The organism is Mycobacterium sp. (assembly GCF_044223235.1).
GTDB lineage: Bacteria > Actinomycetota > Actinomycetes > Mycobacteriales > Mycobacteriaceae > Mycobacterium.
Genome location: NZ_JBGAME010000005.1, coordinates 48,476 through 71,676 on the forward strand (window position 1 = coordinate 48,476; position 23,201 = coordinate 71,676).

A 23,201-nucleotide genomic window follows, 5' to 3' on the forward strand; every position below is an offset into this window, starting at 1 on the left:
TTGCGGCACAACAGCTTTTCATCGCGAATCTCAGCCGAGCCGACGGGCGAACGCCCCGGCCCTGGCGATGAACCGGTCGAAGAACACCGTCGGGTCGACGTCGACGCCGACGAGCGCGTTGGGTTCCCTGCCCCAGCGCCCATGCCAGTCGGCGACCGTCATACCGCGTGTCAGCGTGCCGGTCAGTTCGACGTCGACCGTCGCCGGCCGGCACTTCACCAGATCGGGATCCAGTGCCACCGCGGCGGCCAGCGGGTCGTGCAGGTGGGCGAGATAGCCTTCGCCCTGGTCGAAGTGGAACTCGAAGTAGAACCGCATCGCGTCTTCGAGCACGCGCACCAACGGGTTGGCGGCCACCGAACGGGTGCCCCGGTCGTCGAGCACGCTCATCGGCACGGTCGTCGAATCCGCCGCGGCCGCCAACCGTCCGAGCAACGCCGGGGTCATCGCGATGCTCTCGGTCAGGTTCAGACCGAGCACGATCGGAACGTGGCGGGGCTGCTCGAGCCCCCATGCCGCACCCCACACGGCGAAGACCTCGGCGGCGGCCTCGGGGTCGACGCTGATGTTCCATTCGGCCACCGCCGTGGTGTTTCCCCGGTAGTCAAAGGAGCCGCCCATGATCACCAGGCGGCGCAGCAGCTTGGGCAGAGCAGGCTCGGCGCGCAGCGCCAGGGCCAGGTTGGTCAGCGGGCCGGTCGCCACTCCGATCAGTTCACCGGGGTGCGCATGCGCCGCGCGCACCCAGGCTTCCGCGGCGGTGTACGCGGTGAGCTCGCCGTCGGACTGTGGGAGCTGTGCGTAGCCCAGCCCCTCGGGACCGTGGGTGTCCTCGGCGGTGCGCAGCGCGCCGCTGACCGGGTTCTCCGAGCCCATCGACACCGGCACTGCGGTGGCCCGGCACAGCTGCAGCAGACCCACATTGTTACGGCAAACCTGCTGTACGGGCACGTTTCCTGCGGTCGAGCCGATTCCGACGAGTTCGACGTCGGCGTTGGCCAGCAGATACACCAGTGCCATCGCGTCGTCGACACCCGTATCGACGTCCGCAAAGACGGGCAGCCGGTCCGGCTGGCCCGAGTCCCCGGCTGTCACGCCGCCAACGATAAGCCTGGGGTCCTACCAGTGCACGCCCGGAACCAGCCGAACGGCGCGTTTGAGTGCGCGGGGCGTCCGTGCCGAAGCGCCGCGGGCTCGCGGCTGCGGCAGGCGCGGCGGTGACGCGGCAGGGGCGGGCTCGCCGCGGGCGGCCGCCGAGTCGGGGTAGGCCAGCGAGAGCTGGTGCAACATCCGGCGCGACAGCTTGGGCGTCAGATAGTGACCGAGCTCGGCCGCCGTGCCCAGCGGGGTATCGATCCGGGCGGGCTTCTCGATCAGCCCGCGCACCACCATGGCCGCGGCATGTTCGGCGCTGATCGCCCGGCCGGGGTCGAGCCGGCTCGACGGCGTGATCATCGGTGTCGCGACCAGGGGCATGTGGATGTTGGTGAACGTGATGTGATCCGATACCGTCTCGGTCGCGACCACGTCGGCGAACGCGTCCAGGGCGGCCTTGCTCGGCAGGTAGGCACTGTATTTCGGGGTGTGCGCCTGCACGCCCGAGCTGGACACATTCACGACGTGACCGAACCGGCGGTCCCGCCAATGCGGCAGCAGGGCAAGTACCATCCGGACCGCGCCGAAGTAGTTGACGGCCATCACCCGCTCGTAGTCATGCAGCCGATCGGCGGAGTTGACCACCGACCGGCGGATGGACCGGCCGGCGTTGTTGACCAGATAGTCGACGTGTCCGAACCGGCCGAGGATGTCTTTGACGGTGTGGTCCACCGACGCCGAATCGGTGATGTCGCAGGTGAACGCGTACGCCTGCCCGCCGGCGGCGCGGATCTCGTCGACCAGCTCGTCGAGCGCGGCTCCGTTGCGGGCAAGTGCGAACACGCATCCGCCACGCGCGGCGATCGCCACCGCCGACGCCCTGCCGATCCCGCTCGACGCGCCGGTGACGATCACGTGCCTGCCCACCAGCGGTCCCGCAGGGTCGTCACGGCGGGCGCGGTCGGGGTCGAGGTGTTGCGCCCAATACCGCCACAGCAGCGGTGCGTACGTGGCGAACTCGGGCACCGCGATGCCGGTTGGGCGCAGGATCCGTTCGGTGTTCTGGGTGGTGAACGTGGGCGCGAGGTCGATGACGTCGATGATCTCGGCGGGCACGCCCAGCTGGGTCGCCGCGATGTTGCGCAGCACCCGGACTCGACCGGTGGCGTTGAGGAATGGGTTCACCGCGGCGCGCGGAAGCGATCCGCGGGCGCTCGGCAGGCCGGCGGCCCCCGCTATCGCGCGGTAGATGCCGCGCAGTCCGATGCTGCGCGGCGCCGTGAGTTGGAACGTCTGACCGTCGCATCCATCGGCGTGCATCAGCTCGACGATCGCTGCCGCGACGTAGTCGACGGGAACGATGTTGGTGCGGCCGACGTCGGGCAGGACGATGGGTGTGAACCGCGGCAACGCCGCCAGCTTCGACAACAGCCCGAAGAAGTAGTAGGGCCCGTCGATCTTGTCCATCTCGCCGGTGCGGGAATCGCCGACCACGACTGCGGGCCGATACACCCGGTGTCGCAGGCCGGGGGCCGAGCGGACCAGCCGCTCCGCCTCGAACTTCGTCCTGTGATACGGCGTCGGCAGCTTCTGGCCGACGTCGAAGTCGTCCTCGGTGTAGGGCCCGGCATGGTCGCCGGCGACTGCGATCGAGGACACGTGATGCAGGGTCGCATCGAGGGTGCGCGCCAACGCGATAACGGCCCGGGTGCCCTCCACGTTGGCGGCCTGCTGGGCCCGCTCGGGTGCCGTGACGTCGTATAGCGCCGCGCAGTGCACCACATGGTCGACGGGTCGGAGTTCGGAGACGGTTCGGTCGGTGAGCCCGAGGCCGGGTTCGGTGAGATCGCCGACGAGCGGTTTGACCCGGTCGCCCCAGCCGCCGTCCGCGAGCCGTTCGAACCGCGCCAGCGACCGCCGACGGGTCAGGACCCAGACCTGCGCATCGTCGCTGCGCGCCAGGATCTCCGAGACGACACGACGGCCGATGAATCCGGTACCGCCGGTAACGATATAGCGCATGCCAGCATGGTGGCCGCATGGTGGCGCGGCGTCAATCGGCTGCCGGACCGGCGCGAGGACGTGAGTGCGCGGCGGTTATGGTCCGTCTGGTCCACGAAGGGAGTGCCCATGCCGATCGACCCCAACGCCGTCGGGGCCACCACGAAGCCCCGCACGGTCGAATGGACCGATCGTGACACGCTGCTCTATGCGCTCGGCGTCGGTGCAGGGACGGCGGATCTGGCCTTCACCACGGAGAACAGCCACGGCATCGCCCAGCAGGTGCTGCCGACCTACGCGGTGATCGTGTGCCCGGCGTTCGGCGCGATCCGCAAGATCGGCACCTTCAACCTGGGCACGATGCTGCACGGCTCTCAGCACATCCGGTTGCTGCGGCCGTTGGGGCCGTCGGGTTCCCTGACGGTGGTGTCGGAGGTCGCCGACATCCAGGACAAGGGGGCGGGCAAGAACGCGATCGTCGTCCTCAGGGGCGTCGGCAGCGATCCGCAGACCGGGGAGGGCGTCGTCGAGACGGTCTCGACCATGGTCATGCGCGGTGAAGGCGGGTTCGGCGGGCAGCCCGGCCAACGACCGGCCAGCCCGCCGATGCCTGCGAGCGAGCCCGACGCCCGGATATCGCTGCCGACGCGGGAGGACCAGGCGTTGCTCTATCGTCTCTCCGGCGACCGCAATCCACTGCACAGCGATCCCTGGTTCGCCAGGGAACTGGGCGGGTTTCCCAGGCCGATCCTGCACGGGTTGTGTACCTACGGTGTGACCGGCCGGGCCCTGCTCGCCGAATTGGCCGGTGGCGACGCCGCCGGTATCACCGCGATCGGCGCCCGCTTCACCTCGCCGGTGTTTCCCGGGGAGAAGCTGACCACGTCGATCTGGCGCACGGCGCCGGGCCAGGCCGTATTCCGGACCGAGGCGAGCGGACCCGACGGTGCCGATGCCCGCCTCGTGCTCGACGACGGTGTGGTCGAGTACCGGGACTAGGTGGGACCAGATGCGCTCCGCCAGCAGCGCGCCGAACCGAATTCCTGCCCACCGCCGGTGAGTTTCGCCGAAGCGCCCGTATGCGGTGCGGGGCCTTGACAGGATCGACAGGATCTATCTGCAAGGGTCGTACAACGCGGTGCGAGATCGGCGGTGGGTGGCGATGAATCTGGTGGTTGGTTACCTGGCTACGTCTGGTGGTGGCGATGCGCTGGCGGTCGGTGTCCGGTTCGCCCGCACCCTGGGTGCGGAGTTGGAGATCTGCATCGTGCTGCCGCACGACCGGGCCGTCCCCTCGAGCGCGTCGCCGGGCGCCTACGACGAAGTGCTCGGCGAGCAGGGCGAGAAATGGCTCGCCGAAGCCCTCACTTCGGTACCCGCTGATGTCGTCGCCCACGGCCACGTCCGATTCGACGATTCCTTCGCCGACGGGTTGATCTCCGAGGCCCTGCGCCTGAACGCCGACGCGATCGTCGTCGGCGGCTCGGGCGGCGGCCTGGCAGGCAGTTACTCCCTGGGCACGGTGGTCAACGAGTTGCTCTACTCCTCACCGATCCCGGTCGCGGTGGCCCCGCGCGGTGCCCGCGACTCGCACATCGACCGCGTCCGGGAGGTCACCTGTGCGCTCGGCCAGCGCCGGGGTGCCGATCTCCTGCTGGACACCGCGGTGCGGGCCAGTCGGGCGGCCGGGACGCCGCTTCGGTTGGTGTCCCTGGTGGCGCTCGACCCGGTGTTCGGCACACTGCGCGCGGACGACGAGGCGTTGCGGGACCGCGCCGTCGCCCATGCGCACGACACCCTCGAAGCCGCCAAAAAGGGTCTCCCCGAAGGCTTTCCGGTGACGTCGACCATCGTCGACGGTCCCACCGTCGAGGATGCCGTCAAGAAGCTGGACTGGCACGACGGTGACGTGATCATGGTCGGATCCAGCCGGCTCAGCGCGCCCAAACGGCTGTTCCTCGGCTCCACGGCGGCCAAGATGCTGCGGGTGCTCGACGTTCCGATGGTGGTCGTACCGAGGGATCTCCAGCCCGCGGACGAGTAGCACCCCCGGCGATTCGTGCACGCTCCGTTGGGGTCGACTATGCGCGCGCCGCCACCGCTGGCAGAAGATCGCAACGGCCCGACGGCCGGTGACCTATGGCTCTAAGCACCGGCCCGTCACGGCCGAACAATCGGAATATGACCGCAGCCGGGGTCGGCCCCTCGATCATCGAAATCGCCATGCCGCGCTACGACGCCGTCATCGCCGAACACATCGTGGTCGATGCGGATCCGGCCACGACCCACCGGGCCGTGCAGGATCTGGACCTGCTGACGGTGCGTTCCGCGGTCGTGGACGCGGCGATGTGGCTGCGCGGGCTGCCGGCCCGGGTCGCGGGACGTGCAGCGCCGTCGCCGCCGCGGCTGGTGATCGGCGACGGCGTCGGTCTGCCCGGATGGCTGACGCTGGGGGAGAACCCCGGCCACGAGGTCGCGTTCGGTGCGGTGGGCAGGTTCTGGACGCCGGTGATCGAATGGCGCGACGTGTCGGCCGCCGAGTATGCGTCATTCGACGAACCTGGGTGGGGCAAGATCGCCGCCAACTTCTCGCTGCGTCCGTACGGCGCCGCGACGCTGGTGAGTTACGAGTGCCGCACGGTCACCGCCGACCCGGCCTCGCGCCGGCGGTTTCTGCGCTACTGGTGGTTGATCCGGCCGGTCGTCGGGCACATCATGCGGGCGACCCTGCGGACCGTCAAGGCCGACGCCGAGAGCGCGGAGAGCGCCCCAGAGAAATCCCCGGAGAGATCACGACGCTGATCGACCGCAGCGCAGACAGGACGACGGCCTTCGGTGTCGAGCCTCATCAGCGGGAAAGCAACACCACCGCCGCGGAGTGATCGGTCCGCATGCGTACGGCTTGCTGGGTCATCGCCTGGGGAGTAATGGGGTCAGGCCACGGTTCGCACCAGTACCGCGACGCCGGCGAGCGTACTCATCGCCAGCGCGATGCGGCGACCAGCGCGCCGGAGATATGGCGCGCCATCGGACGGGCGACCAGCACTCCCACGGCCACGGCGGCGGTCAGCGCGGCGGCGGTCAGCGCCGCGGTCAGGTCGGTCTGCGCCGATGCATACCGCGCCGCCAGCGTGACCACCGACATGAGCAGAAAGACCCGGGACAGCGTCGCGCGCACCGTCGCCGCCCCACCCCGGTAGACGAGCACAACCGGCGGCCCGGGCAGCGCAGCGGTCCAGTTCAGCGCGCCCGCGGCCACCCCGGCGGCCACGGTGCTGGCAGGCGTCACCGCGATGCGCAAACCGGCCAGTCCCGCGCACCCGGCGAGGATCACCGCGGCGGCGATCCCGACGGTGAGCGCTGACTGCGGCAGGAACGTCGCCGCGAGCGCGCCGACCGCGGTCCCGGGCAGCGCCGCCAACACACAACGCCGCGCGAAGACCCGGTCGGCGGATGACCGGTCGGTCGACGCGGTGTAGCCGGTCACGGCCACCGTCAGCCACAACAGCGTGTCGGGCACCAGCGCCGGCGTCACCAGCAGCAGCGGTGGCGCCGCGGTGAGCCCGAACCCGGACCCCGTCAACCCCTGCACGGCGGCCGCGACCGCGATGGCGACGACCGCGACCGACAGCGCATACAGGTCGGTCGTGAGCACTCATCCAGCGTTCCGTGCATTCTGTCCTCCGAAGAGGTCCAGAAGAGCGCAACCTCACGGTGCCAGTTAGGCTGCGCGGGTGAGGACCCCCGACACCTCGTCCGGGATCGGCCTGCCTGCCATCGACCCGGACTCCTCGGTGCCGCTCTACCGGCAGGTCCGTGCGGTGCTTGAAGACCAGCTGGCGCGGGGCGTGTACACCGCCAACCGGCCGCTGCCGTCGACGCGCTACCTGTCACAGGCGCTCGGCGTATCCCGCAACACCATCGCGCTGGCCTATCAGGAGCTGATCAGCTCCGGTCTGGTGGAGAGCAGGCCGCGGTCGGGTCTGTACCCGGTCACCACCCCGCACGGGCGCGGGGCGCAACGGATCAGCGCCTCGTCGTTGGGCGTCGGCGTGGACTGGCCGGCCCGGCTGGCCGAACGCCGGCGCTCTGTGCCGCAGCTGCCCGTGACCCGGGCGCCCGCGTTCCCGGATTGGCGCGACTTTCGCTACCCGTTCATCAGCGCCCAGCCCGAACTGGGCAGCTTCCCGGTGCGCGGATGGCAGCGCTCCGCGGTCGAGGCATTGCACACACCGCACCTGGCCTACAGCGTGCGCGACGCCGGAGACCAGGACGACCCGTTGCTGGTCGAGGCGTTGTGCAACGAGATCCTGCCGCCCCGCGGCGTCAACGCCACCCCGGAGGAAGTATTGGTGACCTCGGGCGCCCAGCAGGGGCTGTCGCTGATCGCCGACGTCCTGATGCCCACGAAATGCACTGTCGCGGTTGAGAATCCGGGATACGTCGATGCCTGGCACATCAGTTCGCGGATCGGCGCGGTCGTCGTCCCGATCAATACCGACCACTGGGGTGCGGTGCTGGAGGACGCACCGCGGTTCGACGCGGTCTACCTGACCCCGAGCCATCACCACCCGACGAATGTGACGCTGAGCCTGCCGCGGCGCCGACTGCTGCTCCACCTGCTCGACGAGCGCGACGCATTCGCCATCGAAGACGACTACGACAGCGAGTTCCGCTTCCGCGGCCAGCCGACGCCGTCGCTGAAGTCGCTCGACACCCAGGGCCGGGTCATCTACCTCGGATCGTTCTCGAAATTCCTGTCCGCAGGCCTCCGGCTGGGCTTCGTGGTGGCCCACCCCGAGGTCATCGCAGAGTTGCGGGCCGAACGTCACCACAGGTCCAAGCACCTGGCAGGTCATCTGCAGCGGGCGCTGGCCATCTTCATCACCTCCGGCGAATACCACCGCACGCTGCGCAGCCAGCGCCGGCGGCTGCGCAACAGCTGGGAGACGCTATCCGCGTCGGTGCACCGCTACCTTCCGCTCGCCGAGGATGCCGACGCGTTCCCACCGGGCGGTGTGAGTCTGTGGTACACCGCACCCGACGGGATCGACTGCAAGCGGTGGGCGGTCCAGGCTCGGGCGCACGGCGTGCTGGTGGCCGACGGGTCGCGCTACTTCTTCCCCGGCACCTGGCGCAACAACCACCTGCGGATCGGGTTCAGCTCGATCCCCACCGAACTGGTCGAGCCCGGTATCCGCGCGCTGGCCGCCGCGCTGCCCGACGGCTGACGATCACACCGCGCAGAGCGCGTCGTCCAGCATCGCCAGTGCCTGCTTGGTGTCCTGCTGGCTGACGTTGCACGGCGGTACCAGATGGAACCGGTTGTAGTTGCTGAACATCAGCAGTCCGTTGGCGCGGGCGCGGTCGGCGATCGCCTTCATCTGCGGCGAGGTGCCACCGTAGGGCGCCAGCGGTGTCTTGGCGGCGCGATCGCTGACCAGCTCCACTGCCCAGAACACGCCGAGCCCTCGGACATCGCCGACGATCTCGTGACGGTCGGCCAACTCGGTCAGTCCCGGGCCGAGCACCTCGACCCCGATGAGCGCCGCGTTCTCGACGACGGCCTCCGCTCGCATGGCCTCGATGGTGGCAACCGCCGCCGCGCACGCCAGCGGATGTCCGGAGTAGGTCAGACCGCCCGGATAGGGCTTGGCACTGAAACGCTCGACGATCGGCTCGCTGACGATCACGCCGCCGAGCGGGACGTAACCGGAGTTGACCCCTTTGGCGAACGTGATGAGGTCGGGTGCGACGTCGAAGTGCTCCAGCGCCAACCACTTTCCGGTCCGGCCGAAGCCGGCCATCACCTCGTCGAGGATCATCACGATGCCGTACTCATCGCACAGCTCACGTACACCGTGCAGATAGCCCGGCGGGGGCACCATGATGCCCGCGGTACCCGGTACCGACTCCAGGATGATCGCCGCGAACGAACTCGGGCCTTCGAACTCGACGAGTGAGCGCAGATGCGCGAGCGCCTTTGCGCACTCTTCTTCTGTTGTCTGCGAACCGAATTGGCTGCGGTACAGGAACGGCCCGAAGAAGTGCACGCTGCCCGCCGAACCGTAGTCGTTGGGCCAGCGCCTGGGGTCTCCGGTCAGGTTGATGGCCTGCTGCGTGCCGCCGTGGTATCCGCGGTATGCCGACAACGTCTTGTAGCGCCCGGTGTAGAGCCGTGCCATCCGGACGGCGTGTTCGACGGCATCGGCGCCACCGTTGGTGAAGAACACCCGGCTGAAGTTGTCCGGGGCGATGTCGGTGATCAGCTCGGCCGCGCGCGCACGGGCCTCGTTGGCGTGCTGGGGCGCGATGGTGCACAGAGTGGCCGCCTGCTCGGCGATGGCCGCGATCACCTTGGGGTGCTGATGGCCGATGTTGGTGTAGACCATCTGAGAGCTGAAGTCCAGCAGGCGGTTGCCGTCGCCGTCCATGACGTGGCTGCCCTCGGCGCCGGTGATGACGATCGGGTCCAGCGTGGCCTGCGCCGACCACGAGTGGAAGACGCGGGTCCGGTCCAGGTCGTAGATGCGGCGCGCGGCGGCGTCTGCGGGTGCCGGCATTTGGGTGCCCCCTGTCGGTCGAGAACGTCGGTCGTTCGAGAACGTCGATCGTTGGTGAGTATTCGGTGGTTCCGCCGTCCACGGTTCCAGTTGGCTGTCCGAGCGAAAAGAGTCAGATGGCGACAATCCGACGGTGCCAGTTCGCGGCCGACGCCCGTGCGGTGCCGCCGCCGCGTTAACCCGGCACGCACCGCGTTACCACTGGACCCGTCAAATACCGCCACGGTGGACCTGTTTGATGGTCCAGTTCTCGCCAAAGCTGGTTCCCATGCGTTCCGTATCGATTGCCGACACCAGGCGGCCGGTGGCCGTCGTCACCGGGGCCAGCAGTGGCATCGGCGCCGCCACCGCCGTCGCCCTCGCCCCGACCCACGACCTCGTGCTCGCCGCGCGGCGGGTGGACCGCCTCAACGACCTGGCCGCGAAAATACGCGCCGACCACCCGGAAGCCACCGTCACGCCCGTGGCTCTCGACGTCACCGACCCCTCGGCCGTCGACGCGTTCTGCACCGGCATCGGCACTGTCGACGTCCTGGTCAACAACGCAGGCGGCGCGATCGGCGTCGATGCCGTCGCCGAATCCTGCGACGACGACTGGCAGGCGATGTTCGACGTCAACGTGCTGGGCGTGCTGCGAATCACGCGAGGGCTGCTCCCGCGGTTGCGGGAATCGGCGTCAGCCACCATCGTAACGATCGGATCGGTTGCCGCCGTCGAGCCCTACCTCGGCGGCGGCGGCTACAACGCCGCCAAGCACGCCGTGCGCGCACTCACGCGGGTACTGCGTCTGGAGCTTCTCGGCGAACCGATCCGAGTGTGCGAGATCGACCCCGGCATGGTCGAGACGGAGTTCGCGGTGAACCGGTTCGGCGGCGACACCGCCAAAGCGGCGGCGGTGTACGCCGGCACCGAACCGTTGACCGCGGGCGATGTCGCCGAGGCCGTCGCCTGGGTCATCTCGCGGCCGGCCCGTGTCAACGTCGACTCCATGCTGCTGCTGGCACGCGATCAGACCAGCGCCCAACGCGTCCACCGGAGGAACTCGTGACCACTCTGACGACACTGACCTCTTCACCGGCATTGCGGCAGTGGGGAATTCGCATTGCGGCCTTGGCGGCGTTCGTCCTGGTGTGGTGGGCTGTGACAGCCGCCGGCCTGGTGAAGCCGCTTTATCTGCCCGGTCCGGGCGAGGTGTGGCAGGCGTTCGTGCGCGCCAACACCTGGCACCAGGTGGCGCCCGGTGTACCGCGAGAAGTACTGGGAGAACAGAATTACTTCCTCTGGGAGCATCTCATCGCCAGCCTGCAACGCATCTTCGTCGGCGTCGGCTTCGCAATCGTCGCCGGTATCCTGCTGGGGTTTGCCATGGGCTCCTCCAAGTGGGTGCTGACGGTCATCGAGCCCTACCTGAACTTCCTTCGGGCGCTGCCACCGCTCGGTTACTTCAGCCTGCTGATCGTCTGGTTCGGCATCGGTGACACCTCCAAGGTGTGGCTGCTTTTCCTCGCGGCGTTCCCGGCCGTCACCGTCGCCACCCTGGCCGGGGTGGCCGGGGTCAAGCGCGACTACATCCACGCCGCCCGCGCGCTCGGTGCCAGCGGGTCGCAGGTGTTACCCCGGGTGATCCTGCCCGCGACGGTCCCCGACGTGATCAACGGCATCCGATTGGCCGTGGGTTTCGCGTGGACGACTGTGGTGGCCGCCGAACTCAACAACGGCATCCCCGGCATCGGGGGCCTTGCCTATGTGGCGGGCACGCAGTTGCGCACGCCACTGGTCATCGCCTGCATCATCGTCATCGGCATCATGGCACTGATCCTCGACTCCGCGATCAAGTGGATCGGTGTGCTGGCCGCACCCTGGAAGGGACGGGTCTGAGCGTTATGAACACCGCCATCACAAGATTCACCGTGCTGACGGCCACACTGCTGGTCGCCGCCGTCGCACTCTCCGGCTGCCTGGTGAAGTCCGGCCGCGGCGAGATGAGCCGCTCGATGATCGAGGAGGTGCCCTGCCCGGTCGAACCCGATCCGTCGGTCACCGGCGAGATCCGAATCGGCTACCAGCAGATTCCCAACGGCGACCTGATCGTCAAAGACGCCAACCTGCTGGGTACCTGCCTGCCGAACGCCCAGGTCACCTGGACCCAGTTCTCCTCGGGTGCCGATGTGGTGCGCGCCTTCGGTTCGGGCTCACTGGATATGGGACTACTGGGCTCGGCGCCGGCCGCCAAATCGCTTTCGGCGCCGCTGGACCTCGACGTGCGCATCGTCTGGATTCAGGATGTCATCGGCGGTGCCGAATCGCTGGCCGTGAAAGACCCCGCCGTGCAGGACATCACGGGCTTGCGCGGGAAGAGTATCGGCGTGCCGTTCGGATCGACGTCGCACCTCTCACTGCAGTCGGCACTCGATAAGGCCGGTCTGGCCCGCGATGTCACCGTCATCAACCTCGAGCCCAGCGCGATCATGGGTGCCTGGCAGGGCAACCAGATCGACGCGGCCTGGATCTGGGAGCCGACGCTGAGTGAACTCCTGACCGACGGACACGTGGTGATGACGGCCGAGGACACCGCCGAGGCCGGCAGCCCGACCTACGATCTGGAAGGCGCCCGGGGACAGTTCGTCGACGCCAACCCAGCGGCGATGAAAATCTGGACCGCGGCACAGGATTGGGCGGTCAAGCAGATCCGCGGCGAACCCGATGCGGCGATCGCGCGGCTGGCCGGACAACTCGGTGTCCCGCCCGACCAGATCCGCAAGCAGATCGACGGCTACCTCTACCTGGACGCCGCCGAGCAGGCCGGCCCCAAGTACCTCGGCGGCGGATTGGGCACCGATATCCGCAACACCGCACTGTTCCTCGAAACCCAGAGTGGCGTCGATGCCGTCGGGCCGTCCGCGGTCTACATCGGCGCCCTCTATCCGGACGCGGCCCGGGAGGTGGCCTCGAAATGACCGACCTGAGTTCACGATTGACGCTGACCGAAGTGGGCCAGACCTACGAAGCCGACGGCGACGAGGTGATCGCCGTGCAGCCCACCAACCTGGTGATCGAACCTGGCGAGTTCATCTCGCTGGTCGGTCCCTCGGGATGCGGCAAGACCACCCTGCTGCAGATGATCGCCGGATTCCTCAAGCCGACCTCGGGCACCATCATGATCGGCAACACGCACATCAGCGGCCCGTCCCCGGACCGCGGCGTGGTGTTCCAGGCGCCCACCCTCTACCCGTGGCTGACCGTGTCCGGCAACGTCGAGTTCGGCCCGCGGATGGGTGGCATGCCCAAGAAGGAGCGGCGCGAAAAGGCCGCGGCGATGCTGGAACTCGTCGGATTGTCGGGATTCGGTGAACGCCGTCCCTACGAGCTGTCCGGCGGTATGCAGCAGCGCGCACAGATCGCCCGGGTCCTCGTCAACGACCCGCGCATCCTGCTGATGGACGAACCGTACGGGGCGTTAGACCCGCTGACCTGCGAGCGGCTGCAGGTCGAACTGCTGTCGTTGTGGCGCAGCGCGAACAAGACGGTGGTGTTCATCACCCACTCGGTGGAGGAGGCGGTGTTCCTGTCCACCCGCGTACTGGTGATGAGCGCCCGCCCCGGCCGGGTCATCGTCGACCGCCGCATCGAGCTGCCCGGGGATACCGCCGACTCGGTGCGCGATCCGTCGGTGATGGCGACAACGGAGTTTCAGGAACTGAAAGTCGAACTGGCGGAGGCGATTTACGCCGCGCACTCCTGACAGGGAGCCCCGCGGGCAACCTGGTGTTTCGTGTCGTTGATTCGTTTGCTCTTGATTTTGCCGAGGAGTTCGTCGGCGGCAATCTGGCTGACGCGCAACCACGGACAGGCTCTGACCCCTAGAGTCCGACTGGCCGACCCCAGAGCGCCTGCTGTGGTCTGGTGGCGTCACAGCGACGCGTGGTGTGGTGAGGAGAGTGGATGGTGAGTCGCTGGATTGTCAGCCATGTACCGTCGGGGCTGATCCTTGCCGGTCTGATGGTACTCATCGCCGGTGGCGCGATAGTGGTATCGATGATTGTCCGGCGCCGGATTCCCGCGCTGGCCGGCGATGCGCACAACGACGCACTCAGGTTTGCTTACGGGTTCATCGGCTTCGTGTACGCGTTCTTCATCGGGTTCGTCGTGTCCTCGATGTGGGGGCAGATCAACACCGCTGATGCCGACGCACGCGCCGAGGGTGCGGCTGCTGTCCAGATAGCCACCGACGCAACCCGTTTCGACCAAGCCGATGCCCAACGGATCCGGCGCGATTTGGCCGACTACGCGAACGCCGCGATCGCGGAGTGGAACCAGGGCCGGGATGCGCGCTCGCCGGCCGCCGGCGCCGCCCTGGCGCAGCTATACACGGCCTTTGAGCGCGTGCGTCCGGCGACCGACATGCAGAAGACGCTGGTCGCGTCGTCAATGTCCAACTTGGACAAGATCAGCCAGGCCCGCACCGTGCGGATGCTGACCGCACGTGAAGACACCGGATTGCCGTGGCCGCTCTGGGCGGTCATCTTCTTGACCAGTGCGCTGGTGCTGGGCACGGCGATCCTCTACGGCGTCGAGAAACGCCGGATGCACTATCCGATGGTCGTCGTCGTCGGGCTGATCGTGGCGGCCAACCTGTTCTTGATCCTCGAACTGTCGCACCCGTATGCAGGGGAGTTGTCGACGACCTCCGATCCGCTGCAGGAGGTTGTGCGTGTGCTCAACCCGGCCACGCCCTAACTCGACGGTGGTCTGGCAGGAGTCTGGCGGCGAGAGACTGGACGCGGTCGGCGATGTCGTCGCGGATCGGACGCATCCGTTCGATGCCGTTGAAACCCCGCAGTGACGGTTCGTCGGTGTCGCAGAGTTTGACCGGGGCTGCTTTCGCCAAGTTCGAGGTGTGCCTGGGTGCCCAGGACGACGATCAGATCGGCATCGCCGATGAGAGTGTCGTCGTGCTATCGGCGCCACTGCTCCCGTGTGCTGCGTCCCGGTGGCCCGCCGGCTCGACGAGCGATGACGATGTGCTATACAACGCGTCGCGGCTCAAGCGCCGGCCGACCCGGTACGCGTCGAGATCGTCTGCTACCTGTTCAGCACCCAGACAGTGTATCGAACAAACGTTCGATACACTGTCTGGGTGGGATGGCACAACGGTCCGCCGAGCTGGACGGAAATGGAGCGGGTCCTCAATGGACGTCTGCGCCATGCTGGCGAAAGTCGTCCGCGTCATGCCGGCGATCCGTCCGAGCCGGCAGGTGACGGCGGCGACAGCCCCGCCTGGTCGCGCAAACGGGGTGACTACCGGCCGCCGCAGGAACTGACCCGCACGGGTGGCTCGATCCGGTATGCGGAGTTGCACGCGCACTCGGCCTACAGCTTCCTCGACGGTGCAGCCACCCCGGAAGAACTCGTCGAGGAGGCTGCGCGGCTGAACCTGCGGGCGGTCGCGCTGACCGATCACGACGGGTTCTACGGTGTGGTCCGATTCGCCGAAGCGGCCAGGGAACTGGATATGGCCACGGTGTTCGGCGCCGAGCTGTCCCTCGGCGGGAGCGGGCAGGGCGCCGCGCGCACCGAGCTTCCCGACCCGCCCGGGCCGCACCTGCTGGTGCTGGCGCGGGGACCCGAGGGCTACCGGCGGCTGTCGCGGCAGCTGGCCGCCGCGCACCTGGCCGGAGGGGAGAAGGGTAAGCCACGCTACGACTTCGACGCGCTCGCCGAAGCAGCGGGCGGGCACTGGCATGTCCTGACGGGTTGCCGCAAAGGCCATGTCCGACAAGCGCTTTCCACCGGCGGCCCGGAAGTCGCCGCGGCCGCGCTCGCCGATCTGGTCGACCGGTTCGGCCGCGACCGGGTCAGCATCGAACTCACCTGCCACGGCCATCCCCTCGACGACGAACGCAACGCCGCACTGGCCGGGCTGGCCCCGCGCTTCGGTCTGAACGTGGTCGCCACCACCGGTGCGCACTTCGCCGAGCCGTCCCGCGGCAGGCTGGCGATGGCGATGGGCGCCATCCGGGCGCGCAACTCGATGGATGAGGCGGCGGGCTGGCTGGCCCCACTGGGCGGGTCGCATCTGCGGTCCGGGGAGGAGATGGCGCGGCTGTTCGCGCACTGCCCGCAAGTGGTGGAGGCCGCGGCCGATCTGGGTGAACAGTGCGCCTTCGGGTTGGCGCTGATCGCTCCGCAGCTGCCCCCGTTCGATGTGCCCGACGGGCACACCGAGAACAGTTGGCTCCGGCACCTGGTCATGACGGGTGCCGGCAGCCGGTACGGACCACCCGGGCGGGCGCCAAGGGCGTACGCCCAGATCGAGCACGAGTTGAGCATCATCGAGCAGCTGAAGTTTCCCGGCTACTTCCTGGTGGTGCACGACATCACCCGGTTCTGCCGGGAGAGCGGGATCCTGGCCCAGGGCCGGGGGTCGGCGGCCAACTCGGCGGTCTGTTATGCCCTCGGCGTCACCAACGTCGACCCCATCGCCAACGAGTTGCTGTTCGAGCGGTTCCTGTCCCCGGCGCGTGACGGGCCGCCGGATATCGACATCGACATCGAATCGGATCTGCGGGAGAAGGTGATCCAGTACGTCTACGACCGGTACGGCCGCGACTACGCCGCTCAGGTCGCCAACGTCATCACCTACCGCGGCCGCAGCGCCGTGCGTGACATGGCAAGGGCGCTCGGCTTTTCCCAGGGTCAGCAGGACGCGTGGAGTAAACAGATCAGTCGGTGGAACGGCCTCGCCGACTCACCCGATCTCGAAGGCATCCCCGAGCAGGTGGTCGATCTGGCCATGCAGATCTCCAACCTGCCGCGGCACATGGGCATCCACTCGGGCGGGATGGTGGTCTGCGACCGGCCGATCGCCGACGTGTGCCCGGTGGAGTGGGCCCGTATGGAGAACCGCAGCGTGCTGCAATGGGATAAGGACGACTGTGCGGCAATCGGTTTGGTGAAGTTCGACCTGCTCGGGCTCGGCATGCTCTCGGCGCTGCACTACTGCATCGACCTGGTGGCCGAACACAAGGGCATCGACGTCGACCTGGCCCGGCTCGACCTGTCCGAGCCCGCGGTGTACGAGATGCTGCAGCGCGCCGACTCGGTCGGGGTGTTCCAGGTGGAATCGCGCGCACAGATGGCGACGCTGCCGCGGCTCAAGCCACGGGTGTTCTACGACCTGGTGGTCGAAGTGGCGCTGATCCGGCCCGGGCCTATCCAGGGCGGATCCGTCCATCCGTACATCAAGCGGCGCAACGGTGTCGAACCGGTCGTCTACGACCACCCGTCGATGGCACCCGCGTTGCGAAAGACGTTGGGGGTGCCGCTGTTCCAGGAGCAGCTCATGCAGCTCGCGGTGGACTGCGCGGGCTTCTCGGCCGCCGAGGCCGATCAGCTGCGCCGGGCGATGGGTTCCAAGCGGTCGACGGAGAAGATGCGCAGGCTGCGCGGCCGGTTCTACGACGGTATGCGCGAGCGGCACGGCATCACCGGCGATACCGCCGAGCGGATCTACGAGAAACTGGAGGCGTTCGCCAATTTCGGCTTCCCGGAAAGCCATTCGCTGTCCTTCGCGTCGCTGGTGTTCTACTCCTCGTGGTTCAAGCTGCACCACCCCGCGGCGTTCTGCGCGGCGCTGCTGCGGGCCCAGCCGATGGGTTTCTACTCACCGCAGTCGCTGGTGGCCGACGCCCGGCGGCACGGCGTCATCGTGCACGGCCCGGATGTCAATGCCAGCCTGGCGCACGCCACGCTGGAGAACCGGGGGCTGGACGTTCGGCTCGGCCTGGGCAGCGTCCGGCACATCGGCGACGAGCTGGCCGGGCGGATCGTCGAGGACCGCGCAGCCGGCGGCCCGTTCGGATCCCTGCTCGACCTGACCGGACGCGTGCAGCTCACCGTGCCGCAGACCGAGGCGCTGGCCACCGCCGGCGCGCTCGGCTGTTTCGGGATGTCGCGGCGTGAGGCGTTGTGGACGGCGGGTGCGGCCGCGGCGGAACGTCCCGACCGGCTGCCCGGCGTGGGGTCGTCTTCGCACATCCCGTCGCTGCCCGGCATGAGTGAGCTGGAGTTGGCCGCCGCCGATGTGTGGGCGACCGGGATCTCACCGGACAGCTATCCCACCCAGTTCCTGCGGGAGGATCTCGATGCCCTCGGCGTGGTGGCCGCCGACCGGTTGCTGTCGATTCCCGACGGCACCCGGGTGCTGGTGGCGGGGGCGGTGACCCACCGGCAGCGGCCCGCCACGGCGCAGGGGGTGACCTTCATCAACCTCGAGGACGAGACCGGGATGGTCAACGTCCTGTGTTCGCCGGGGGTGTGGGCCAGGCATCGGCGGCTGGCGCAGACCGCCCCGGCGTTGGTGATCCGCGGCCAGGTGCAGAACGCCAGCGGTGCGGTCACCGTGGTGGCCGACCGGATGGGCAGGCTGGACATGCGGGTGGGGTCGAGGTCGCGTGACTTCCGCTGAATGCAGCCCGGACCCGATACTCAGGCCTCGCCCGGAGTGGTCCACACCTTGTCGATGCTGATCCGCAGCCGGGTGTTGTACGCCGCCATGGCTTCGGAGATGCCGAACCGCTCCGCGTCGGCGCTGTACTTCTCCCAGTAGGGTGCGTCGCCACGCGGATCGACATCCGTCGAGTCGACGCTGGCGGTGCCGGCGACGACGACGATGCCGCCGCCGTTGCCGTCCGAATCGAGGTTGAGGCTGACGCGCGGGTTGTTGCGGATGTGCCGCACCTTGGCCGCGCCCGGCATCGAGTACACGATCAGGTCAGCACCGTCGAAGTGGAACCACACCAACCGGGGCACGGGTTGGCCGGATTTGGCGATGGTGGTCAGCCAGCCGTAGTGATCGGACGCCAACCTGTTCGAAACCTCTTCGATCAATTCGGATGCCATGGCCCCGAATGTAGTCTCCGGCTATGACCCTGAACCTGACCGTCGACGAGGTCCTCACCACCACCCGCGCGGTGCGTAAGCGCCTGGATTTCGACCGGCCGGTGTCCCGCGAGGTGCTGATGGAGTGTCTGAACCTGGCTTTGCAGGCCCCGACCGGATCGAACGCACAGGGCTGGCAGTGGGTGTTCGTCGAGGATGCCGAAAAGAAGACGGCGATCGCCGAGGTCTACAAGGCCGGGCTCGCGTGGTACAGCGCCATGCCGCGGCCCGAGTACCCGGAGGGTGACGTGCGTGCCGAGCGGGCCGCGGCCGTCACCGAATCCGCGCTCTACCTCGCCGAGCACATCCATGAGGCACCGGTTCTGATGATCCCGTGCCTGCGGGGCAACCGCGAGCTCGTCGAGAACAGCGCAAGCGGGATGTCCGCATCCTTCTGGGGATCGCTGTTCCCTGCGGTATGGAGCTTCTGCCTTGCGTTACGCTCCAGGGGCCTTGGGACCTGCTGGACGACGTTCACCCTGCTCGGGCAGGGGGAACGGCAGGTCGCCGACCTGCTGGGGATCCCGTACGAGTCCTACCTGCAGGGCGGGCTGCTCCCCATCGCCTACACCAAGGGAACCGAATTCAAGCCGGCCAAGCGGCTACCCGCCGACCAGCTGACCCACTGGGACAGCTGGTAACGGCCCGTAACAGCTGAGGTCACGTCCCACCGCCGAAGCCGTGCTGTCGCCACGCCTCGTAGACGGCGACCGCGGCGGCGTTGGACAGGTTCAGCGAGCGCCGGCCCGGCAACATCGGGATGCGCACCCGTTCGGTGATATGGGGGTCGGCGAGGGTGGCCGCATCCAGCCCGCTGGGTTCGGGCCCGAACATCAACACGTCGCCCGGTTGGTACGCGACGTCGGCGTGCGATCTCGTCGCGTGCGCGGTGAAGGCGTACACGGCCGTCGGCGACAGCGACGCCCATGCCGCGTCCAGGTGGCGGTGCACGGTCACCGACGCGAGGTCGTGATAGTCGAGCCCGGCGCGCCGCAGCTTGGGTTCGGACAGATCGAACCCGAGTGGCTCCACCAGATGCAGTTCACACCCGGTGGCCGCCACCATCCGGATCGCGTTGCCGGTGTTGGGCGCGATACGCGGTGAGAAGAACAGCACCCTGAAGGCGACGGGAATCCTCAGCGGCTCGTCGTCACCACTTCCGGTCGATCTCATGGCGGAAAGCTACCGCGGATCGCCGCCCGCTAACTTCGGACCGCTCAACCGCCGTTTGCTCGCCCACCACAAATGGGCACGTCAGCTCGGTTCCGGACGCTATCTGTTCAGTAACAACTGTAGAAAGGGTGGAGGACGGCTGTCATACTCGTCCAATTGCCAGGCGTACCCAGTCGTACCAGCGCACCGCGCACCACGGCAAAATCAGCAGGAAGCCGAATGAACCACACATCAGTACCAAAATGTGGGCTTGTGGCCGGCGCCTCGGCCGGGCGAACATGACCGCGTTCACCCAGCAGGCGGACGCAATCCACGGAACCCTTGTCGAGTCCGAAGCGCATTCACAGGAGCCGGCCAAACGCCCACCTCGATGGTCGCTGACCAACTGGCCGGTCCGCTGGAAAGTGCTGGCAATCGTGCTGGTGCCGTTGCTGCTGGCCGGACTCCTCGGCGGACTGCGCATCTACTCAACCGCCACCGCCGCGAGTCAACTGCGCCTGGCCGCCGACCGCGCCCAACTCGTGCCACACATCAACAGCTATATGGCCGCGCTGGAAGGGGCCTTGGTCGCCGCGACCGTCGACAAGGACGCCCAGGACGCGCAGGTCGCCCAGGACGCCCAGGACGCGCGGAACACCTTCGACGAGAGCAGAGCCGATCTGCAGCGGCAACTGCAGGCCACCGACGTCATCCCCGAGGTCCTCCTCGCCGTGACGACGCTGACGGATTTCGGCGAGGACCTGATGTCCAAGGTGGCCGCGAACTCGATCGACCTGCGACAGCGGGTGGCGTCCTTTGTTCCGCTGCTGCTGACGGCGGAAACGGCGATTACCGGGTCGGTGCGCAGCGATGACGAAAACGTCCAACTCCAGGCGGAGGGGCTGGCCAGGGCCATCGGGACGCGAGGTCAGATGGCGATGCAGCAGATGCTCGTCACCCGCGGGGCCGATCTCGCCGAACCCGACCTGCGCACGGCGATGACGACCCTGGCGGGCACCGAGCCCGCCACGATCGCAGGCATCGGCAATCTGCTCGGCGGTGCCTCGCAGCAGGTGTCGACGCTGCGGGCGGAGCTGGTCAAGCGCCTGTCGGTGCTGTCCGACCCGGCCGCCGTGCTCGCGGGCAACCCCGAACTGATGCGGTCCCAGCAGGCCACGACCCAGGTCGCCGAGCAGGTCATCGCGGACACCACCGAGGCCATACCGGCGGCGGTGGAGCGCGCGGCGGACACCCAGCGGACGGCTGCCATCCGCGACGCCCTGCTGGTGCTCGCGGCGCTTGTCCTCGCCGCAGCGGTCGTGTGGTTGGTGGCTCGGTCGCTGATCCGCCCGCTGCGCACGCTGCGCGACAACGCCCTCAAGGTCGCCCACGACGACCTCGCGCGGGAGATCGAGCGAGTGCGATCCGGCGCGGCGCCCGGACCCGTCCAGCCGATCCCGCTGCACACCACCGAGGAGATCGGACAGGTCGCCCACGCCGTCGACGAACTGCATGAACAGGCCGTACTGCTGGCAGGTGAGCAGGCACAGCTGCAGGCGCAGGTCGCCGACATGTTCGAAACACTGTCGCGGCGCAGCCGTTCGCTCGTCGACCAGCAGCTGTCACTCATCGACAGTCTCGAACGCAACGAGGAGGACCCCGAACGGCTCGACAGCCTGTTCCGGCTCGACCACCTCGCCGCCCGGATGCGGCGCAACGGCGCCAACCTTCTCCTGCTCGCAGGCGCGCAGCTCCCGCGCGAGCAGGACGGCACGGTACCGGTCTCGACGATCATCAATGCCGCCAACTCCGAGGTCGAGGACTACACCCGCGTGGTGACCGCGACGGTGTCCGAGGCCGAGATCATCGGTACGGCAGCCGGCGATCTCATCCACATCCTGGCCGAACTGGTCGACAACGCCCTGCAGAATTCACCGCCTGCGACCCAGGTCCGGGTGTCCGCCGTGGCCGCGGAGGAGGGCGCGCTGGTCATCGAGGTGAGCGACGGCGGGCTGGGAATGACCGAATCCGACCTCCGGGTCGCCAATTCGCGGCTGCGTTCCGGCGGCGAGGTCAACCCGTATACCGCCCGGCACATGGGCCTGTTCGTGGTGGGGCAACTCGCCGCCCAGCACGGCGTGGTGGTCCGGCTGCGCACCACCGTCGAGGATGACCCCGGTTCGGGCACCACGGCCGAGGTGTACGTCCCAGCCCGGCTTCTCGGTCACACGGGCGCCGACGTACCCGATCAGCCTTCGGGGGATGCGGACACCCGATTCGCGTTCGCTCACGAACCCGATGCAACCCCCGATGCGGACGCGCATGTCTCGGGTGTAGCGCCGGGTGCGCCGGACCGGGACGATTCGTCGCTGCCCCAGCGCAGTCCCGGGGCCAGTGGCATCCCCCCCGTTCTGGGGGCCGACGCCGGTACACCGGCGTTCACCGACACGTCGGCGTTCTTCGCGTCCAGGGCCGTGGCCGCGAGCAACGGAACCGCGGAGGTCGCGCAGCCCGCGGGTGGGCAGCCGGACGCCGACGACCCGGCGGAGGGCCAGAAGGAGCCGTCACCGACGGCAGGCGAGGGTGACGCCATCTACCAGCGGATGCTGTCCGAATGGCTCATCGACCCGACCGAGATCGCGCGGAGCGCCGACTGGAACTGGGAGTCGGTCTGGGATCACGGCTGGTCGGCGGCCGAGGCGGCCGAGAGCGAACCCGTGGCGCGGCACACCGAAGAGGGACTGCCGATTCGTGAGCCGGGTGCGCGGCTGGTGCCCGGTGCGGCCGACTCCACCTCCACGAGCAACGGTAGCCATCGCAACGGCGGGGTGCATCGGAGCGACGACCAGGTAGCATCTGCCGCTGAGCCGGACGGCGACGAGTCGTTGTCGCGGCGTGATCCCGAATCGGTGCGCGCCAGCATCAGCAGCCATTTCGGCGGTGTGCACGCCGGACGGTCGCACGCCCGCGATGCCGGAAGAACGGACGACGAATGACCTCTGCGGACGGCGGACAGCCCGGCGGCGATAAGCCGTCCGGGCAGCGCGATTCGCTGGACTGGCTGGTTTCGCGATTCGCCCGCGAGGTTTCGGGTGTCGCGCACGCGGTGTTGGTGTCGGCCGACGGGCTGCTGATGGCGGCCAGCGAGCACATGCCGATCGAACGGGCCGAACAGCTCGCCGCCGTCGCGTCCGGGCTGGCAAGCCTGTCTACGGGCGCGGCGCAGCTCTTCGAAGGCGGCCACGTAATGCAGTCCGTCGTGGAGATGGAGAACGGTTACCTGCTGCTCATGCGTGTGGGGGACGGGTCGAACCTGGCCACCCTCGCCAGCAGGAACTGCGACATCGGCCAGATCGGGTATGAGATGGCGATCCTGGTGGAGCGGGTCGGCAGTGTGGTCCAGTCGGCGCGGCGCACGTCGGAAACCTTCGCGAAGCACCCGTGACCAGC

The 23,201-nt window shown here is 68.4% G+C and carries 19 protein-coding genes; 13 read left to right on the forward strand and 6 right to left on the reverse strand.

The genetic code is table 11. The annotated features are described in order from the left end of the window. Positions 1-30 precede the first annotated feature (30 nt). Positions 31-1,062 (reverse strand): nucleoside hydrolase, encoded by a 1,032-nt coding sequence (locus ADBZ6K_RS09775; protein ID WP_526346329.1) that lies wholly within the window; start codon positions 1,060-1,062, stop codon positions 31-33. 57 nt (positions 1,063-1,119) lie between these two features. After that, positions 1,120-3,117 (reverse strand): SDR family oxidoreductase, encoded by a 1,998-nt coding sequence (locus ADBZ6K_RS09780; protein WP_526345965.1) that lies wholly within the window; start codon positions 3,115-3,117, stop codon positions 1,120-1,122. Positions 3,118-3,225: 108 nt separating this feature from the next. On the opposite strand from ADBZ6K_RS09780, the gene ADBZ6K_RS09785 reads away from it, so the two are divergent. The 3 genes from ADBZ6K_RS09785 to ADBZ6K_RS09795 all read left to right on the forward strand — a co-directional run bounded on the left by ADBZ6K_RS09785 (position 3,226) and on the right by ADBZ6K_RS09795 (position 5,898). Beyond that, positions 3,226-4,095, forward strand: coding sequence for a MaoC family dehydratase (locus tag ADBZ6K_RS09785; protein ID WP_526345967.1), 870 nt, complete (start codon positions 3,226-3,228; stop codon positions 4,093-4,095). 163 nt (positions 4,096-4,258) lie between these two features. Further along, positions 4,259-5,140 carry a universal stress protein gene (locus ADBZ6K_RS09790; RefSeq protein ID WP_526345969.1) on the forward strand — a complete coding sequence of 294 codons (882 nt, stop codon included), beginning with the start codon at positions 4,259-4,261 and terminating at the stop codon, positions 5,138-5,140. 137 nt (positions 5,141-5,277) lie between these two features. Further along, positions 5,278-5,898: a hypothetical protein gene (locus tag ADBZ6K_RS09795; protein ID WP_526345971.1), complete on the forward strand. Its 621-nt coding sequence runs from the start codon at positions 5,278-5,280 to the stop codon at positions 5,896-5,898. Between the two features lie 175 nt (positions 5,899-6,073). Here ADBZ6K_RS09795 and ADBZ6K_RS09800 read toward each other — a convergent pair whose 3' ends face one another. Next, complete coding sequence (locus ADBZ6K_RS09800; protein ID WP_526345973.1) at positions 6,074-6,751, reverse strand: TSUP family transporter; 678 nt, start codon at positions 6,749-6,751, stop codon at positions 6,074-6,076. A gap of 79 nt (positions 6,752-6,830) precedes the next feature. Between ADBZ6K_RS09800 and pdxR the strand changes: the two genes are divergently transcribed. Further along, positions 6,831-8,327 (forward strand): MocR-like pyridoxine biosynthesis transcription factor PdxR, encoded by a 1,497-nt coding sequence (pdxR, locus tag ADBZ6K_RS09805; protein WP_526345975.1) that lies wholly within the window; start codon positions 6,831-6,833, stop codon positions 8,325-8,327. Between the two features lie 3 nt (positions 8,328-8,330). Here pdxR and ADBZ6K_RS09810 read toward each other — a convergent pair whose 3' ends face one another. After that, positions 8,331-9,659, reverse strand: coding sequence for an aminotransferase family protein (locus ADBZ6K_RS09810; protein ID WP_526345977.1), 1,329 nt, complete (start codon positions 9,657-9,659; stop codon positions 8,331-8,333). 268 nt (positions 9,660-9,927) lie between these two features. On the opposite strand from ADBZ6K_RS09810, the gene ADBZ6K_RS09815 reads away from it, so the two are divergent. From ADBZ6K_RS09815 to ADBZ6K_RS09840, 6 genes are all read left to right on the forward strand, one after another. Then, positions 9,928-10,707, forward strand: a complete 780-nt coding sequence (locus ADBZ6K_RS09815; protein ID WP_526345979.1) for an SDR family NAD(P)-dependent oxidoreductase — start codon at positions 9,928-9,930, stop codon at positions 10,705-10,707. Continuing rightward, positions 10,704-11,537 carry an ABC transporter permease gene (locus ADBZ6K_RS09820; protein ID WP_526345981.1) on the forward strand — a complete coding sequence of 278 codons (834 nt, stop codon included), beginning with the start codon at positions 10,704-10,706 and terminating at the stop codon, positions 11,535-11,537. Before ADBZ6K_RS09815 ends, ADBZ6K_RS09820 begins: the two co-directional genes overlap by 4 nt. Positions 11,538-11,542: 5 nt before the next feature. Beyond that, the gene (locus tag ADBZ6K_RS09825) at positions 11,543-12,616 is read left to right on the forward strand and encodes a taurine ABC transporter substrate-binding protein (RefSeq protein WP_526345983.1); all 1,074 of its coding nucleotides are present in this window, start codon (positions 11,543-11,545) and stop codon (positions 12,614-12,616) included. Continuing rightward, positions 12,613-13,401: an ABC transporter ATP-binding protein gene (locus tag ADBZ6K_RS09830; protein ID WP_526345985.1), complete on the forward strand. Its 789-nt coding sequence runs from the start codon at positions 12,613-12,615 to the stop codon at positions 13,399-13,401. The genes ADBZ6K_RS09825 and ADBZ6K_RS09830 overlap by 4 nt, the downstream gene beginning before the upstream one ends. Before the next feature lie 200 nt (positions 13,402-13,601). Then, positions 13,602-14,396 carry a bestrophin-like domain gene (locus ADBZ6K_RS09835; protein WP_526345987.1) on the forward strand — a complete coding sequence of 265 codons (795 nt, stop codon included), beginning with the start codon at positions 13,602-13,604 and terminating at the stop codon, positions 14,394-14,396. A 400-nt stretch (positions 14,397-14,796) separates the two neighbouring features. Beyond that, entirely contained in the window at positions 14,797-18,126 is a 3,330-nt protein-coding gene (locus tag ADBZ6K_RS09840; protein ID WP_526345989.1) for a DNA polymerase III subunit alpha, read from the forward strand. A 20-nt stretch (positions 18,127-18,146) separates the two neighbouring features. On the opposite strand, the gene ADBZ6K_RS09845 is transcribed toward ADBZ6K_RS09840, so the two are convergent. After that, positions 18,147-18,560: a TIGR03667 family PPOX class F420-dependent oxidoreductase gene (locus ADBZ6K_RS09845; RefSeq protein ID WP_526345991.1), complete on the reverse strand. Its 414-nt coding sequence runs from the start codon at positions 18,558-18,560 to the stop codon at positions 18,147-18,149. A gap of 23 nt (positions 18,561-18,583) precedes the next feature. On the opposite strand from ADBZ6K_RS09845, the gene ADBZ6K_RS09850 reads away from it, so the two are divergent. Beyond that, positions 18,584-19,240: a nitroreductase family protein gene (locus tag ADBZ6K_RS09850; RefSeq protein ID WP_526345993.1), complete on the forward strand. Its 657-nt coding sequence runs from the start codon at positions 18,584-18,586 to the stop codon at positions 19,238-19,240. 19 nt (positions 19,241-19,259) lie between these two features. On the opposite strand, the gene ADBZ6K_RS09855 is transcribed toward ADBZ6K_RS09850, so the two are convergent. Further along, positions 19,260-19,772: a tRNA (cytidine(34)-2'-O)-methyltransferase gene (locus ADBZ6K_RS09855; protein ID WP_526345995.1), complete on the reverse strand. Its 513-nt coding sequence runs from the start codon at positions 19,770-19,772 to the stop codon at positions 19,260-19,262. Positions 19,773-20,050: 278 nt separating this feature from the next. Here ADBZ6K_RS09855 and ADBZ6K_RS09860 point away from each other — a divergent pair, with 278 nt between their 5' ends. Both ADBZ6K_RS09860 and ADBZ6K_RS09865 read left to right on the forward strand, forming a co-directional pair. Continuing rightward, positions 20,051-22,747: a sensor histidine kinase gene (locus tag ADBZ6K_RS09860; protein WP_526345997.1), complete on the forward strand. Its 2,697-nt coding sequence runs from the start codon at positions 20,051-20,053 to the stop codon at positions 22,745-22,747. Then, on the forward strand, positions 22,744-23,196 hold the full coding sequence (locus ADBZ6K_RS09865; protein ID WP_526345999.1) for a roadblock/LC7 domain-containing protein: 453 nt from the start codon (positions 22,744-22,746) through the stop codon (positions 23,194-23,196). Before ADBZ6K_RS09860 ends, ADBZ6K_RS09865 begins: the two co-directional genes overlap by 4 nt. The last annotated feature ends 5 nt before the right edge of the window (positions 23,197-23,201 follow it).